The sequence below is a fragment of the Jeotgalibaca sp. A127 genome (assembly GCF_052266745.1).
Lineage (GTDB): Bacteria > Bacillota > Bacilli > Lactobacillales > Aerococcaceae > Jeotgalibaca.
Genome location: NZ_JBQPRC010000006.1, coordinates 13,983 through 29,378 on the forward strand (window position 1 = coordinate 13,983; position 15,396 = coordinate 29,378).

A 15,396-nucleotide genomic window follows, 5' to 3' on the forward strand; every position below is an offset into this window, starting at 1 on the left:
TCCCTGGAGATTGCTATAATAAAGGTATAGATTCCCCGGAGGTGAGTGGTATGAAAACGTGCTGGAAATATTTTATGCTTTTAGTTTCTTTTATTCTTATAGGCTGTTCCACAAATCAGGAAGATAATATGCAATCGGATGGCGGGCTTTCAACAGGTGACAGTGACATGCGCGACGAAGCTGCCGTAACCGGACAATCCGATGCAATTGAAGAGGGACTAATCGGGGAAAAAGTTATTACTACTATTTATCTTGAATATGAAACGCTACTTTATGAGGAATCCCGCGAACATATTTTGGAAACTGTACGGGAGCAGAATGCCTATGTAGAATACTCTTATGAATCGCAGTACACTCCTGCAGGTTCCTTTGGAGCAGATCCAAAAAAATTTCGACGTGTTGATTACACGGTAAGAGTACCCAAAGAAAATTTAGAACTTTTCATGGATGCTTTAATGGGGATGGATGCAGAAAAAATCAGTGAACAGATAGGTTCTGAGGACGCGACTAAAAATTATCGCGATACGGAATCCAGAATACGCGTCCTCAATCAGAAAGAAACACGTTTAAATGAACTTTTGGAACAAGCAGAAACAATAGAACAAATCCTGCAAATAGAAGATAATTTGAGTCAAACTATCGCCGAACGTGAAATTCTGCAATCACAATTAGATCAAATTGATGATTTAATCGATTATACAGCAGTGCATGTACAATTATTGGAACGGCAACGTATTTCCAATACGAGAAATCAATCACAGTCGTTTTGGGAACGTATCAGAGAAGCACTTCTTGATTCTCTATACAGCTTCTATTATTGGGTTCAAGATGCGGCCATTTGGTTGATTTATGCAATCCCTTATATTGTGATTATCGTGTTAATCACTATGGTCATTATCCTGATACGCAAAACTATACGCAAAAAGAAAAAATAATAGTAGCATATAACAGCACTCTCTAATATTTCGGAGAGTGCTGAATTGTTCAATAGACAGAATGAGGACTACTTACAATGATATGGTATTATAAAAGGGAAAAGGGAGGTTGAACTATGACAAAAAAAAGACTATATATTGTATCTTTAGATGCATTTGGTGATGCAGATTTAGAATTTGCCCGAACATTACCCCATTTCAAAGAGTTGATGGGAATAAGCGCCCAAGTAACTGGGATCCGAACAGTATACCCGTCATTAACATATATGGCTCATACTTCAATCGCTACAGGTATGTACCCAAATCAACACGGGATAACCAACAATACTTTATTGCAGCCGGAACGTATTTCTCCAGATTGGTTTTGGTATGAGAAAGCAATAAAAACACCCACTATTTTTCAAGTCGCTAAACAAGCAGGCTATACAATTGGTTCTCTTTTATGGCCTGTAACCGGTAGGAGTAAGGTAATTGATTATAATCTAGCGGAAATTTTTCCGAATCGTCCTTGGCAGAACCAAATTATGGTTTCGGGTTATGCTTCGAGTCTCAAATATACTGTTGAAATGAATAATAAATTTAAACACCTTCGTAACGGGATTGAACAACCACAACTCGATGATTTTATTACAGCGGTAGCGGTGGACACCATCAGCAATAAGAAGCCCGACATGATGGCTATTCATCTTGTTGATTTAGACAGTACCCGACATGAGTACGGAGTTAATAGCACACAAGCAAAAGAAGCAATTGTTAGAATGGATAAACATTTAGGCCAGATTTTAAGTGCTCTAAGTGAGAGTGGCATGAAGGAAGATACAGTCTTGGCCGTCTTGGGTGATCATTATCAAATCGATACCCATACTGTCATTAGACCAAATCATTTGTTTGTTGATAAAGGTTGGATTACTGTAAATAAACGCAATCAAATTACGGATTGGAAAGTTATCTTGAAATCTGCAGATGGTTCGGCATACATTTATCGCAAAGATCCAACCATCACCAATAAAATGATTCTTGATGCTTTAAAGGGAATCGATTCCCGTTTGGATAATATTTTTGGTAAAGAAGATTTTAAATACGATGGCGTCGATGAAAATGCAATTTTTATCCTTGAAGCTAAAAGGGGATATTATTTTAAAGATGACATTATTCATCCTTTTATGGAAAGTACCGCGAAAACGATAAAAGGCAGAACACTGGCGAAAGCAGCTCACGGATTCCACCCAGATAAAAATAACTATCAAACCATGCTGTTATTATCTGGCCCTGGCATCAATAAAGATGCTCGCTTAAATGGGGCCAGATTAGTGGATGAAGGCCCAACCCTATTGCATGCGATTGGTCTTCGTTTTCCTAATAAAACGGATGGACATGTGTTAAAAGATTTATTTTTATGAGAGACCATATTGAATTAAGAGGCCGAACAATTTAATGTAAAATTGTTGCTCTATATCGCATTATGAAATGATAGCGAAAACATTCTCATAATTTATGTAAGGGAATAAAATTATATTTAAATAATGTCCCGAAACGTTCTGATGTCGTGGAAAAATAAAGTTAGGAATGTTATCATGAAGATGAGAATTTTTTAATGTTAAATGTTTTTGAAAAGTTCTAACACAATATTTGATGGAGGAGGATAAGGAAAAATGAAAAGTTCGGCTTTAGCACACATCGAAAAAGAAATGTATTTATTCAATAATGGTCAACATTTTGAAAGTTACCGTTTTATGGGAAGCAAACCCAGCTCTGAGAATAATAAAAACGGTTGGCGTTTTACGGTTTGGGCTCCGAATGCCAAAACTGTATCATTAGTAGGTGATTTTTCCGAATGGGGTGAAATCCCAATGGAACGCATTGGGGAAACTGGGGCATGGTCAATTTTCACTGAAAAAGCAGAAGTGGGCCATTGCTATAAGTACTTCATTGAGACCCAGGATGGAAAAACTTTTTATAAAATCGATCCTTATGCACTCGCTTTTGAAGTACCACCAAAAGATGCTTCAATTGTCCAAGATTTACCAGAAAAAAAATGGAAAGATAGTTTATGGTATGCAAACAAAAAAAGAAAATCTATCTACAAAAAACCTCTTAATATCTACGAAGTGCATTTCGCTTCATGGAAGCGCCATCCTGATGGACGTTCTTATTCATTTAAGGAATTAGCTGAAACATTAATTCCATATGTAAAGGAAATGGGCTATACCCATATTGAATTCATGCCTTTAATGGAACACCCGCTTGAAGCATCTTGGGGCTATCAAATAACCGGTTATTTTGCTGTTGCAGCTCGTTATGGAAATGTGTTAGAACTACGGGAATTCGTTGAAGAAGCCCATAAAAATGGCATTGGTGTCATTGTCGATTGGGTCCCAGGACATTTTTGTAAAAATGACTATGCACTTCCTTATTTTGATGGCACACCAACTTATGAGTATCACGATCCAAATCGGGCAGTGAATAACCGATGGGGAACAATGAATTTTGACTTAGGAAAAATGCAGGTCCATAGTTTTTTAATTTCAAATGCAATTTTTTGGATGCAGGAATTTCACTTAGATGGGATACGTGTTGATGCGGTATCCAATATGTTATACCTGGACTACGATGAGGGTCCATGGACACCTAACGAAGATGGCAGTAACCATAATCAACAAGGTGTAGACTTCTTGAGGAAAATGAATAAAACAATCTTTGCACGTGATTCAGACATGTTGATGATTGCTGAGGAAAGCACCTCTTGGGCTAATGTGACGAAGCCTAATGAGCTGGATGGATTGGGCTTCAATTATAAATGGAATATGGGTTGGATGAATGATACTTTGCGATTCTTTGAGATGGATCCATTGTTCCGTAAAGATAATTTTAACCTCATTACATTTTCTTTTATGTATGCCTTCAACGAAAACTTTGTTCTGCCATTTTCACATGATGAAGTGGTGCATGGCAAAAATTCATTATTGGGCAAAATGCCAGGGGATCGTTACAACCAGTTCGCTACGCTTAGAACTTTACAAGCCTACCAAATGGCTCATCCCGGTAAAAAATTGAACTTTATGGGGTATGAAATTGGTCAATTTTTGGAATGGCGTTTTTATGAGGAACTAGAGTGGGATGCCCTGGAAAAAAATGAATTTAATAAAGAATATCAGCATTTTATTAAAACATTGAATCACTTGTATCGTAATCAGAAAGCGCTACACGAAATAGATGAATCTTATGAAGGAATGGAAATTATCGATGCGGATAACAATGAAGAGTCAGTCATATCGTTTATTCGTAAGTCTGAAAAAGAACGCGATTTCTTAATTATTATCACCAATTTCACTCCAGTTGAAAGACGTCATTTCAAAATTGGGGTTCCATATCGCGGAACCTATGAGGAATTATTAAATACTGAAATGCTGGAATTTGGAGGAACATGGACAAAAGCACAACCAGAAATGAAATCAGTAAATCAACCTTACAAACAGTTCGAGCACACAATTGAACTGGTTGTCCCAGCTATGGGGACAGTATATGTACGGCCCAAAAGAGTTTATGGCTTGAACAAAAACAAGAAAGCATAAAAAGGAGGGGAAGGGAAGAATTGGCTGTTCTTCCTGAAGCATATGAAAAATAAAATGATGGCAATGATTTTGGCTGGTGGCCAAGGAACACGATTGGGTAAATTAACAAGAGAAACTGCTAAACCAGCAGTTCCTTTCGGTGGACGTTACCGTATTATCGATTTCGTATTAAGTAACTGTGCGAATTCAGGCGTTAGACAAGTTGGAGTTGTAACGCAATACGAACCACTCGAATTGAATGATCATATTGGAAATGGTGAGCCTTGGGGATTAAGCGGACACGAAAAGGGAGCAACTATCCTTCAACCGTATACAAACTCAGAGGGTGAAAAATGGTTTGAAGGAACAGCAAATGCGATTACCCAAAACATCGCCTTTATCGACTCCAAAAACCCAGAATATGTATTGGTTTTATCAGGGGACCATATTTACAAAATGGATTATGATGCGATGCTGCAATCCCATATCGACAGAGATGCGGACTTAACAGTTGGGGTAATTCCGGTTGATATTAAAGAAGCCTCAAGATTTGGAATCATGAATACAGACGATAATGGCAAAATTATTGAATTTGATGAAAAACCAAAAGAACCTAAAAGTAATTTAGCATCAATGGGGATATACATCTTCAACTGGAAAAAATTACGGAAATACCTTGTGGATGATAACAGCGGCAGCAAAGGAATGATGGACTTTGGTCATGATGTGATTCCAGCCTATCTCGAAAATAATGAAAGCATATATGCTTATTCCTTCGATGGGTATTGGAAAGATGTCGGAACGATCGATAGCCTGTGGGAAGCCAATATGGAATTTTTAGATCCCAATCATAGTTTGAACATCAGGGACGACAACTGGAGAATTTATTCTAAAAATCCGGTCGCTCCTCCACAATTTATTTCCGAAAATGGGAAAGTTAACAATTCTATGTTAGCAGATGGTTGCTATATTGACGGTTCTGTTGAACATTCAATCGTGTCACAAAATGTAGAATTAGGAGCTAATAGTTCCATTGAAGATAGTGTTATTATGGCGAATGCAACAATTGGCAAAGATGTTACGATTAAATACGCTATTATTGGTGAATTTGCAAATATCCAAGATGGTGTAAAAATAATTGGGACGCGCGATAATATCCAAGTAATTGGTTTTGAAGAACAAGTAGGAGGAACAGACTATGAGAATGAATAAAATTACGGCAATTCTGAGTTTAACTGATCCTAGTACAAGGGAAATGCAACCATTAACAACGTATCGACCAGTTGCAGCTTTACCTTTTGCAAGTCGGTATCGGGCCTTAGACTTCCATTTGTCAAATCTTAGCCACGCAGAAATGGATTCTGCGGCCATCTTTATTGGTGGTTCTGGACGTTCTGTGTATGACCACATTAGAAGTGGTGCTGTATGGAACCTGGAATCAAATTTAAGCGGTGGGATTTTCACTTTTTCCCAAACTTACATGAAACAGCAAATGAGCGATCAACATTTCGATGAAAATTATTTCTATGAAAACCAAAAAGAGTTTTTAGTAAAATCAAAAGCAGAATTTGTTGTAGTTGGCGGTGGGAAAATTGTTGCTTCATTAGATTTTTCTGATATTCGCGATTTTCATATGGCACATAGTGGGGATATGACAGTCGTTTATAAAAACATGCCCGTCCAAGAAGTTCAAGGTCACCCTCACGAAAAGGTGCTTCGCCTAGACGGTGATCATGATGTATTAGGGTTTGTTTCGAGCGCTGATTTCGATTATACAGAAGATAAGGTTCCAATGAGTCTAAACTTCTATATGCTGAGTGTTTCTAAATTATTAGAATTAATTGACCGGGCAGACAAAGAAGGGATTCGTATGGATATTGACCGCCTCGTTGCTTACTATGCCCAGTTCTACCAAGTTGATGCGTATGAACACAAAGGTCCGATAGCTAATTTAGATTCGATTAAGTCTTACTTTGAAGCAAACATGGCATTGCTTGATAAGGATTACTATGATGCTGTTTTCCATGGTCCTAGAAGAATTATTACAAAAGTTAAAAATGAAGCACCTACCTATTATTGCGACGGTGCAAACGTAAAACGATCCTTATTGGCAACTGGTGGCTTCATTGCAGGTTCGATTGAAAATTCAATGGTTTTCCGCAAAGTAGAAGTAGCGAAAAATGCAGAAATTCGTGATTCGATCATTATGCAAGGAGCTAAAATAGGTGAAGGGGCTGTATTGGAATACTGTATCCTGGATAAAAATGTCACCATTGAACCGGGCGTTGTCCTAAAAGGTTCAAAAGATAATCTGATTGTGATTGAGAAAAATAGAACCGTTCAGGCTTAGAAAAGAGGAGACTTATGAAGATCTTATTTGCAGCAGCTGAAGCAGCACCTTTTATCAAGACGGGCGGATTGGGCGATGTAGCAGGAGCTTTACCAAAAGAACTAGTAAAGCAGGGAGTCGACATTCGCGTCGTTCTCCCTTTCTACAGCCAAATATCTGAAGAATATAAAGATATGGCTGAAGACCTGGTTTATTTTTATATGAGCGTAGGAAAAAAATGGGTTTACTGTGGCATTAAAACACTTGAACTTGAAGGCGTAACCTACTACTTTGTGGACAATCAAGACTACTTCAATCGCCCAGGCTTGTATGGTGAGTGGGATGATGGTGAACGCTTTGGATTCTTTTCGATGGCAATTATTGAAATGATGGAAAAGATTGGTTTTATTCCAGATATTATCCACGTTAATGATTGGCAAACCGCTATGGTGCCAGTCCTGTTGGTTGACAAATACCATTGGGTTGAGGCACTTAAGGGGATTCGCAAAGTGATTACAATCCACAATATTCTGTTTCAAGGTGTTTATCCGCAAGATGTTCTAAGTGAGGTTTTTGGCACGGGGTATAACATTTTCCATGAAGCCGGAGTAGCTTACTACGATAACGTGAATTACCTTAAAGGCGGCATCAATTTCTCAGATGTTGTTACTACAGTCAGCCCCTCCTATGCCCAAGAAATTCAAACGCCTGATTTTGGAGAAGGGTTAGATGGCACGTTACGGTATAACTCGTGGAAAATTCGGGGCATTATTAATGGCATAGATTACGATATTAACAATCCAGAAACAGATAAAAGAATCCCACACCATTACGATATCACTGACTTGGGTGGTAAAGTCGCGAATAAAAAAGCTTTACAAGAGCGTCTAGGACTTCCTGTTGATGAAAAGATTCCTCTCATTGGAGCCGTCAGTCGTTTAACTGGACAAAAAGGCTTCCAGCTTGTAGAGGAAAAAGTACAAGAGTTAATGCATACCCGTGAAGTTCAAATTGTGATATTAGGAACGGGGGAAGCACAATTTGAAAATTCATTCCGTTATTTTACGCAAGCTTATCCAGATAAATTTAAAGCAGTTATTGATTTTGACGTGGCTTTAGCACAACAAATTTACTCAGGAGCAGATATATTCTTGATGCCTTCTGCCTTTGAACCGTGTGGCCTTTCTCAAATGATTTCAATGCGCTACGGGACGATTCCAATTGTTCACGAAGTGGGTGGTCTAAAGGATACCGTGATACCATACAACCAAATTACCGGAGAGGGTACTGGTTTTAGCTTCTGGGGATTCAACGGATACAATCTATTAGGGACAATTTACCGTGCTCTGGATGTTTATGAAGAAGAACCAGAACAATGGGGAAAAATTATCCATCAGGCCATGAGTAGCGACTTCAGTTGGACCCATCCTGCTCAAGACTATTTGTCACTCTATCAATCTCTTGTATAGAACAACTACTTAGTTTTAAGGGGGATGTACATGGAAGCAATGGACGTTAATCAATTCAAGGAAAGATTCAAAAAAAAGTTTGAAGAAATGTATGCATTTGATTATAAAGAAGGCTCGAAACGTGAGCAATTCCTTGCTTTAGGCTATTTGGTCAAGAATTTATATTCTGCCGATTGGCGCCAAACTGTCAAAGATTACAAAGACAAAGGTTCGAAACAGGTTTATTATTTTTCAATGGAATTCTTGCCTGGGCGGATGCTGAAAAGTAATTTATTAAATCAAGGTTTGCTGGACGTTGTTAAAGAAGGGTTGTCGGAATTAGGGTTAAATCTCGATGAAGTGGCAGATGGTGAGATGGATCCAGCATTAGGAAATGGCGGGTTGGGAAGACTAGCAGCTTGCTTTATGGACTCGATTGCTTCAACAGGTTTAGCGGGTCATGGAAATGGTATTCGCTATCAATATGGGTTATTCAAGCAGAAATTCATCGATGGTAATCAAATTGAACTACCTGAAAATTGGTTAAGAAATGGTAATGTTTGGGAAGTTCGTCGTGAGAACAAAGCTGTAACTGTTCGCTTTGGCGGTCAGGTCACTTTGGAAAACGATGATAGGAATGTCGCTCGCGCGCATTACCATAATGCGATGAATATTCTGGCTGTTCCTTATGATACGGCTCAAGTAGGCTATGAAAATGGCGTCGTAAATAACTTGCGTCTATGGTCTGCGGAAATTCCATATGGAGAAGAATACTTGTATCCGACCGATGAAGCCCGTGATCAAATCAAACAGATCACTGAGTATCTCTATCCAGACGATTCTAATTATGAAGGACGATTACTACGTCTAAAACAAGAGTACTTCTTCTCGTCTGCCGGTGTTCAAAGTATTGTACGTTATTTCAGGGAACTAAATTTGGACTGGAGTTATTTCCCGGATAAAATTGCCATTCATATTAACGATACCCACCCAACGTTAGTAATACCTGAGCTAATGCGTATATTGATGGATGAAGAGGGCTTATCGTGGGACCAAGCTTGGGAAATTACGAAAAAAACAGTCAGCTATACCAATCATACCGTTCTCCAAGAAGCAATGGAACGTTGGCCAGTTGATATGGTCGCTCAATTATTACCAAGAATTTATCAAATCATCTTAGAAATAAACCGCCGTCATATTGAAAAGAAAATTCCTCTATATGGTGAAGAACTAACTTACCGTATAGCTATTATTGCAGACGGTCAAATTAAGATGGCAAACTTGGCTATTATTGGGAGTCATAGTATTAATGGTGTAGCGAAATTGCACACGGATATTTTGATGAATCAAACGTTACATGATTTCTACTTAATGTATCCGAGTAAATTCAATAATAAAACCAACGGCGTTACTATGAGACGTTGGGTTCAAATTTCCAATCCAGGATTAACAGCGTTATTGGATGATGTCATTGGCACGGAGTGGAAAAAATCACCTAATGAACTGGTAGTCTTTAAGGCTTATGCAAATGACAAAAATGTCTTGAAACGTTTAGATGATGTAAAACTTGAGAACAAAAAGAAATTTGCAAAGTATGTCTGGAATGAAATGGGTATTGAAATCGATCCTACAGCTATTTTTGATGTCCAAATCAAACGTCTGCATGCTTACAAACGTCAATTATTAAACGTTCTGCACATTTTGGATCGTTATAATTACATTAAAGATAATCCCGGTGTAGATTTACCGAAACGCGTTTTCATTTTTGGAGCAAAAGCTGCCCCGAGTTACCATTACGCAAAACAAATTATTAAATTGATTAATGAAATTGCCAATATGATTAACAATGATGAATCTATCAATGACTTAATCAAAGTGGTATTTGTTGAGAATTATGGTGTATCGTTGGCCGAGTTGATTATTCCAGCTGCAGATATCAGTGAACAAATTTCTCTTGCTGGTAAAGAAGCTTCGGGGACAAGCAACATGAAGCTGATGGCCAATGGCGCTTTGACGTTGGCAACAATGGATGGTGCGACAATCGAAATCCATGATTATGTAGGTAAAGAAAATATTTATATTTTTGGATTAACGAATGAAGAAGTGCAAGCTTTGAATGAAAACAGAACTTATAATTCACGCCAGATTTATGATTCAAATCCGCGGATAAATAGAATCTTGAACATGTTGATTGACGGATCAATTCCAGGGATTGAACATGTGGGGCAAGATATTTTTGATAGTTTAGTTAAATATAACGATGAGTATTATTTGTTACAGGATTTTGATAGTTATATCGAAGCGCATAAACAAGTGGATGAAGATTTCCTTGATCGGGAATTATGGAATAAGCGTGCACTTATGAATATCGCTAACGCTGGACCTTTCTCTGCGGATTATACAATTTTGAGATATGCAGATGAAATCTGGAAAATCAAACCGGAAGAAGAACATGTTATGCTTTAACTTGAAGCAGAATATACAAAAAGAGATTAACCAAATTATTGGTTAATCTCTTTTTTAGTTCAGGGAAAAATAATTTTCAAGATAAATGGCTAAGCCATCGTCATGATTTGAAAATTCAGTTATATCATTGGCAATGTTTTTAAGTTTATCGATTCCGTTACTCATGACGACACCGTGTCCGGCGTATTCAATCATTTCCATATCATTATCTTCGTCGCCGAACGCCAAGATATTTTTGCGTTCAATCCCATAGAAACGAGCGACTTCATCGACACCAACAGCTTTCTGGATTCCAGGTGCAACTATCTCAAGACAAGGCAACGTGCCGCCCCACGTTCTGATAGAAAGGAGGTCCCCATATCTTTCCATTATCCGTAAGCGAATTGCTTCTTGTTTATGTTCATCCATGAATAAACTTAAAGCTGTGGGTTTCTCATCTAATTTAGTTGCGGTCGAAATAAAAGTGGAGTGTGTATCTTTGGGATAGAATTCATTGACCGGGATTTCTTTGTATGTAGCATAAAGACGTTGCTTGCCTTCAACACTGATCCAGTCAATTCCTAAATCTTCTTGGTGTTCCAACAAATCCGTTACTAAATCCAAATCCAACGTTTTATGGTAAAAATCCTTTGTCTCAGGCAAGTGACAAAGCGCTCCGTTAAAATTAACCAGAGGAGATGTTAGACCCAATTTGTCATAGAATTCTTTACTGTTACGATAAGGCCTGCCTGTCGCTATCATGACAATATGGCCTTCGCTTTTTATTTGGTCTAATGTTGAGATGGTTCGAGGCGATAATTGAGAGTGATTATTTAATGTCGTACCATCCAAATCAATTGCTATTAATTTCTGATTCATTTGTCCTGAACCTCCCTTTGTTTATTGGCGCTTATTTCTGCATAATGTTACACTAAATATAGTAAAAAATCTAGTATTAGGTACTTGGCAAGGGGTTGGTAAAATGATTATAGTTGATAAAAAAATCGTAAATAACATTCCTGTTATTGAATTGGTAAAGAGTAATCAGATTGATAAAAAAATACCACTCGCTATCTTTTATCATGGCGTTACCAATCAGAAGGAGCAGGGCTTAACGGCAGGATACGAATTAGCACAACGTGGCTTTCGAACCATTATTCCGGATGCCTTTTTACATGGTGAGAGAAAAGAAGAGCCTTACCAGGGACCAAAAGAAATGGCGTTTTGGCATATCGAATTAAAGACCGTAGAAGAACTGCCGGCTCTCGTGGATTATTATGTAGCAAAGGGCCTAGCGACCAAAAATCAAGTTACAGTAACGGGACTATCGATGGGAGCTATCGCTACTTGCATGGCCTTCGCTAAATATCCCTGGATAAAAGCTGGCGGCTGTTTAATGGGAAATCCAGACCCTTCCTCTTTTACCCAGTGGCTACTGACTTCGCAGTGGCGCTCAGTAGTTGAAGGGCTCGAAAGTATCGATCAAGATGTTGTTTTGCAAGCAATGGCGCCTTTTAATCCACTAAGCTTAAAAAGAGCACCTGAAAAAATAGCAGGGAGACCTTTTTATATTTGGCATGGCGAAGAGGATGAAACAGTTCCTTTTGAACAGATGAAGGCATTTGTGGAGTCAATATCCCAAGAGCCTTATGCAAAAAACGTGCATTTTGAATTTTATGAAGGGCATGCACATAAAGTTCCCTATGAGGTATTCGTTAAGATGGCCGATTATCTTGGAGTTTAAAAATTCGGATGCGATTGTTATTTTATGAAAAAGTTGGTAAGATACCCTTAAAGATTTGAAGGAGGATTTGAATTGTCTGAATCACCATTAGAATATTCAAATGAAGAAATAGAAGCAATCAAAGAACGGGTATTGGCAGCTTTAGAGCAAGTCATTGATCCTGAATTAGGTATCGATATCGTAAATCTGGGTTTGATATATGAAGTCATCTTAGAAAAAAATGGTTATTGCCAAATAAATATGACCTTAACGACAATGGGATGTCCACTAGCAGATATTATTCAGGATGAAATCCACCGGGCATTAAAAACGGTTCCTGAAGTTAAAGATATAAATTTAAAATTGGTTTGGTATCCAGCCTGGACAACAGAACGCATGTCTCGTTATGCGCGAATTGCGTTGGGTATCAGATAAATAGATTATCAATAGAGAAACAAAAGCAAATAATTAATAGGGGCGACAAGGTAGGATAACTATCTTGTCGCTTTCTTTATTGTGATAATTGCGATAAAATTAAGCTAGAATCATCCATAAGTTCAAAAAGCATTTTGAGGGGGTGATAAATGTGTTGGAAACTATATTTTTAATTGTAGGATTCGTCAGTTTGGTCCTTCTGTTATTCACCAATCGTTTGGTGATATTTGGTTTACTTTCAATAATCAGCTTTTTTGGCTATTTTATGGTAGTTGATAGCGGTACATGGCTGACTTTTTTACTGTTTTTGTTTGGAATTTTACTTTTGATTGCAGAGGTATTTATTCCCGATTTTGGCTTAATAGGAATCATCGGAGTTACCCTAATTGGTTTTGGTTATTTTTCAAATAGAGCCGATTTATGGGGAAGCGTCATGGATTTGTCATTGGCACTTATAATTGCTGTCATTACTGCCTATGTTCTTTTGAAAAAAGGATACAGATTTTTACCTGGAAAGAATCTAGTGCTTGGTTCAGCCTTAAAAAGCAATAGGGGTTATTCCACTGGAAAGAATTATCAAGAGTATCTTTATGAAAAAGGAACAGCCCTTACAACCTTAAGACCATCTGGCAAAGTTGAAATAAACGGAAGAACGCTCGATGTTGTAAGTGATGGGAAAATTATCCAAGAAGGTTCAAGTGTAGAAGTTGTACATGTTGAAGGAATAAAAATCATTGTGAGGGAGTTGTAGAAAGATGCCAGAAGGATTAATTGGTTTAATAATTATTGCTGTTTTGGTTATTTTAGTATTATCATTGTTTTTCCGTTTTGTGCCAGTAGGACTTTGGATTACGGCCTACTTTTCAGGAGTAAAGTTAAAAATTTCTGATTTGATTGGAATGCGCCTTCGAAGGGTTGCACCAAGTATGATCGTTCAACCGATGATCAAAGCAACGAAGGCTGGTTTGGATATCGACATCGGTGAGTTGGAAGCCCATTATTTAGCTGGTGGGGACATCAACCAAGTTATCGATGCATTGATTGCAGCCCAACGCGCAAATATTGACTTGGAATTTGAACAGGCAGCGGCAATCGACTTAGCCGGCCGTAATGTTTTTGAAGCAGTTCAAGTTAGTGTTAACCCTAAAGTAATTGAAACACCCATTATTGCTGGGGTTGCAATGAACGGTATTGAAGTAAAGGCAAAGGCTAAGGTAACGGTTCGAGCAAATATCGAACGACTAGTCGGTGGTGCTGGTGAAGAAACCATTATCGCCCGTGTTGGAGAAGGAATCGTAACTACCGTTGGTTCTGCCATAACTCACTCTAAAGTATTAGAAAATCCGGATTCAATTTCCCAAACGATTTTACGAAAAGGCCTAGACTCTGGTACCGCTTTTGAAATTCTATCCATCGATATCGCGGACGTTGACGTCGGACGTAACGTCGGTGCGAAACTACAAGCCGAACAAGCTGAGGCCGACAAACGGGTAGCGCAAGCAAAAGCCGAGGAAAAACGTTCTCTAGCTGTTGCTGAAGAGCAAGAAATGATTGCCGAAGTTCAAAGACAACGAGCAAAAGTAGTAGAAGCTGAAGCACAAGTTCCATTGGCTCTAGCAGAAGCTTTGCGGAATGGCAACCTCGGGGTAATGGATTATTACCGTATGAAAAACATTAGTGCCGATACAGAAATGAGAAACTCACTATCCAACAATAAAGATAGAAGTGATACATAATGACTGCTATCATGATTTCCTATTTGTTTAATCTCTTGATATTTGCGTTTGTACTAGTTATTTGGGTGACTTTTATTCGAAACTTAATTCGTAGTGCCCGCAAGGATACGCGACAAACTACCAAACGTAACCAATGGGATAAAGCACCCATCACAAAAACTGTTAGACAAGTAAGTGTGGACAGTGCTCAAACTTATTCAAGAAGTCAAAGTAGAAGAACGAACCAATCACAAACCCAAACGCGAAACAAATCATGGCAAGAATTATTGAGTGACAATCCTCAAGAACTCTATCAGTTATTAAGGGATAATTTGCCTGATTCATATGAAGAAGAGATAAAAGCAATATTCAAGTCGCAGAGGCCAATGATGGAATTAATGAAATTTCTTCGTCGCAAAGATGTTTGGCCGGTTCTGCAATCCTTACCAAGGAAAATAAAAACCCCTGATATTAAAAAAGGGGAACTGTTTCAAACTCAAAAAGATGAACAGTCTATAGCTTCACCCTATCTAGAGGAGGAACAGCCGTTTTATGATGAAACATCTGATTTAGATAAGGATGCTGTTGTACTTAGCCAAGAAATTGATGCTGTGATAAACGAGTATGATGGTTATGCGGCCTATTTTGGTAGTTTGTTAAACGAAGTACCAAAATCATCGGTTGAGACATGGCAATCAATTTCGACCTCTAGAAACACTACATCGGGCACTAAGGGAAAAAAGTTAGATAAAAAATGGTTAAGAGATGCTGTTATTGCCACAGTCATTTTAGAAAAGCCAGAATATTAATCCAGG

General features: G+C 38.2%; 13 protein-coding genes. 12 read left to right on the forward strand and 1 reads right to left on the reverse strand.

Going from position 1 to position 15,396, the window contains the following annotated elements:
• Positions 1-50: 50 nt before the first annotated feature.
• The 7 genes from ACTVAI_RS07475 to ACTVAI_RS07505 all read left to right on the forward strand — a co-directional run bounded on the left by ACTVAI_RS07475 (position 51) and on the right by ACTVAI_RS07505 (position 10,729).
• Positions 51-935, forward strand: coding sequence for a DUF4349 domain-containing protein (locus ACTVAI_RS07475; RefSeq protein ID WP_443472920.1), 885 nt, complete (start codon positions 51-53; stop codon positions 933-935).
• A 116-nt stretch (positions 936-1,051) separates the two neighbouring features.
• On the forward strand, positions 1,052-2,335 hold the full coding sequence (locus ACTVAI_RS07480) for an alkaline phosphatase family protein (RefSeq protein WP_443486304.1): 1,284 nt from the start codon (positions 1,052-1,054) through the stop codon (positions 2,333-2,335).
• 252 nt (positions 2,336-2,587) lie between these two features.
• Positions 2,588-4,507: a 1,4-alpha-glucan branching protein GlgB gene (glgB, locus tag ACTVAI_RS07485; protein ID WP_443486305.1), complete on the forward strand. Its 1,920-nt coding sequence runs from the start codon at positions 2,588-2,590 to the stop codon at positions 4,505-4,507.
• A gap of 42 nt (positions 4,508-4,549) precedes the next feature.
• Entirely contained in the window at positions 4,550-5,698 is a 1,149-nt protein-coding gene (locus tag ACTVAI_RS07490; RefSeq protein WP_443486306.1) for a glucose-1-phosphate adenylyltransferase, read from the forward strand.
• Positions 5,685-6,836 carry a glucose-1-phosphate adenylyltransferase subunit GlgD gene (glgD, locus tag ACTVAI_RS07495; protein ID WP_443486307.1) on the forward strand — a complete coding sequence of 384 codons (1,152 nt, stop codon included), beginning with the start codon at positions 5,685-5,687 and terminating at the stop codon, positions 6,834-6,836. Before ACTVAI_RS07490 ends, glgD begins: the two co-directional genes overlap by 14 nt.
• 14 nt (positions 6,837-6,850) lie before the next feature.
• Positions 6,851-8,284, forward strand: coding sequence for a glycogen synthase GlgA (gene glgA / locus ACTVAI_RS07500; RefSeq protein ID WP_443486308.1), 1,434 nt, complete (start codon positions 6,851-6,853; stop codon positions 8,282-8,284).
• A gap of 39 nt (positions 8,285-8,323) precedes the next feature.
• Complete coding sequence (locus tag ACTVAI_RS07505) at positions 8,324-10,729, forward strand: glycogen/starch/alpha-glucan phosphorylase (RefSeq protein ID WP_443486348.1); 2,406 nt, start codon at positions 8,324-8,326, stop codon at positions 10,727-10,729.
• Positions 10,730-10,783: 54 nt separating this feature from the next.
• Here the strand turns inward: ACTVAI_RS07505 and ACTVAI_RS07510 are convergent, their stop codons facing one another.
• Positions 10,784-11,587, reverse strand: coding sequence for a Cof-type HAD-IIB family hydrolase (locus tag ACTVAI_RS07510; RefSeq protein ID WP_443486309.1), 804 nt, complete (start codon positions 11,585-11,587; stop codon positions 10,784-10,786).
• Between the two features lie 103 nt (positions 11,588-11,690).
• On the opposite strand from ACTVAI_RS07510, the gene ACTVAI_RS07515 reads away from it, so the two are divergent.
• The 5 genes from ACTVAI_RS07515 (at position 11,691) to ACTVAI_RS07535 (ending at position 15,390) form a co-directional block, all read left to right on the forward strand.
• Positions 11,691-12,452, forward strand: coding sequence for a prolyl oligopeptidase family serine peptidase (locus ACTVAI_RS07515; protein ID WP_443486310.1), 762 nt, complete (start codon positions 11,691-11,693; stop codon positions 12,450-12,452).
• Positions 12,453-12,524: 72 nt separating this feature from the next.
• The gene (locus ACTVAI_RS07520; protein ID WP_443472928.1) at positions 12,525-12,866 is read left to right on the forward strand and encodes a metal-sulfur cluster assembly factor; all 342 of its coding nucleotides are present in this window, start codon (positions 12,525-12,527) and stop codon (positions 12,864-12,866) included.
• Positions 12,867-13,017: 151 nt separating this feature from the next.
• Positions 13,018-13,617 (forward strand): NfeD family protein, encoded by a 600-nt coding sequence (locus ACTVAI_RS07525; protein ID WP_443486311.1) that lies wholly within the window; start codon positions 13,018-13,020, stop codon positions 13,615-13,617.
• A gap of 4 nt (positions 13,618-13,621) precedes the next feature.
• Positions 13,622-14,602, forward strand: a complete 981-nt coding sequence (gene floA / locus ACTVAI_RS07530) for a flotillin-like protein FloA (RefSeq protein ID WP_443472930.1) — start codon at positions 13,622-13,624, stop codon at positions 14,600-14,602.
• A complete protein-coding gene (locus tag ACTVAI_RS07535; protein ID WP_443472931.1) occupies positions 14,602-15,390 on the forward strand; it encodes a hypothetical protein in 789 nt (262 codons plus the stop codon). Before floA ends, ACTVAI_RS07535 begins: the two co-directional genes overlap by 1 nt.
• Positions 15,391-15,396: the final 6 nt, after the last annotated feature.

Bases quoted from the DNA above. Each gene is read 5' to 3' on its own strand.
- ACTVAI_RS07475 (WP_443472920.1), top strand. From the start codon at position 51: ATGAAAACGTGCTGGAAATATTTTATGCTTTTAGTTTCTTTTATTCTT.
- ACTVAI_RS07480 (WP_443486304.1), top strand. From the start codon at position 1,052: ATGACAAAAAAAAGACTATATATTGTATCTTTAGATGCATTTGGTGAT.
- glgB (WP_443486305.1), top strand. From the start codon at position 2,588: ATGAAAAGTTCGGCTTTAGCACACATCGAAAAAGAAATGTATTTATTC.
- ACTVAI_RS07490 (WP_443486306.1), top strand. From the start codon at position 4,550: ATGAAAAATAAAATGATGGCAATGATTTTGGCTGGTGGCCAAGGAACA.
- glgD (WP_443486307.1), top strand. From the start codon at position 5,685: ATGAGAATGAATAAAATTACGGCAATTCTGAGTTTAACTGATCCTAGT.
- glgA (WP_443486308.1), top strand. From the start codon at position 6,851: ATGAAGATCTTATTTGCAGCAGCTGAAGCAGCACCTTTTATCAAGACG.
- ACTVAI_RS07505 (WP_443486348.1), top strand. From the start codon at position 8,324: ATGGACGTTAATCAATTCAAGGAAAGATTCAAAAAAAAGTTTGAAGAA.
- ACTVAI_RS07510 (WP_443486309.1), bottom strand. From the start codon at position 11,587: ATGAATCAGAAATTAATAGCAATTGATTTGGATGGTACGACATTAAAT.
- ACTVAI_RS07515 (WP_443486310.1), top strand. From the start codon at position 11,691: ATGATTATAGTTGATAAAAAAATCGTAAATAACATTCCTGTTATTGAA.
- floA (WP_443472930.1), top strand. From the start codon at position 13,622: ATGCCAGAAGGATTAATTGGTTTAATAATTATTGCTGTTTTGGTTATT.
- ACTVAI_RS07535 (WP_443472931.1), top strand. From the start codon at position 14,602: ATGACTGCTATCATGATTTCCTATTTGTTTAATCTCTTGATATTTGCG.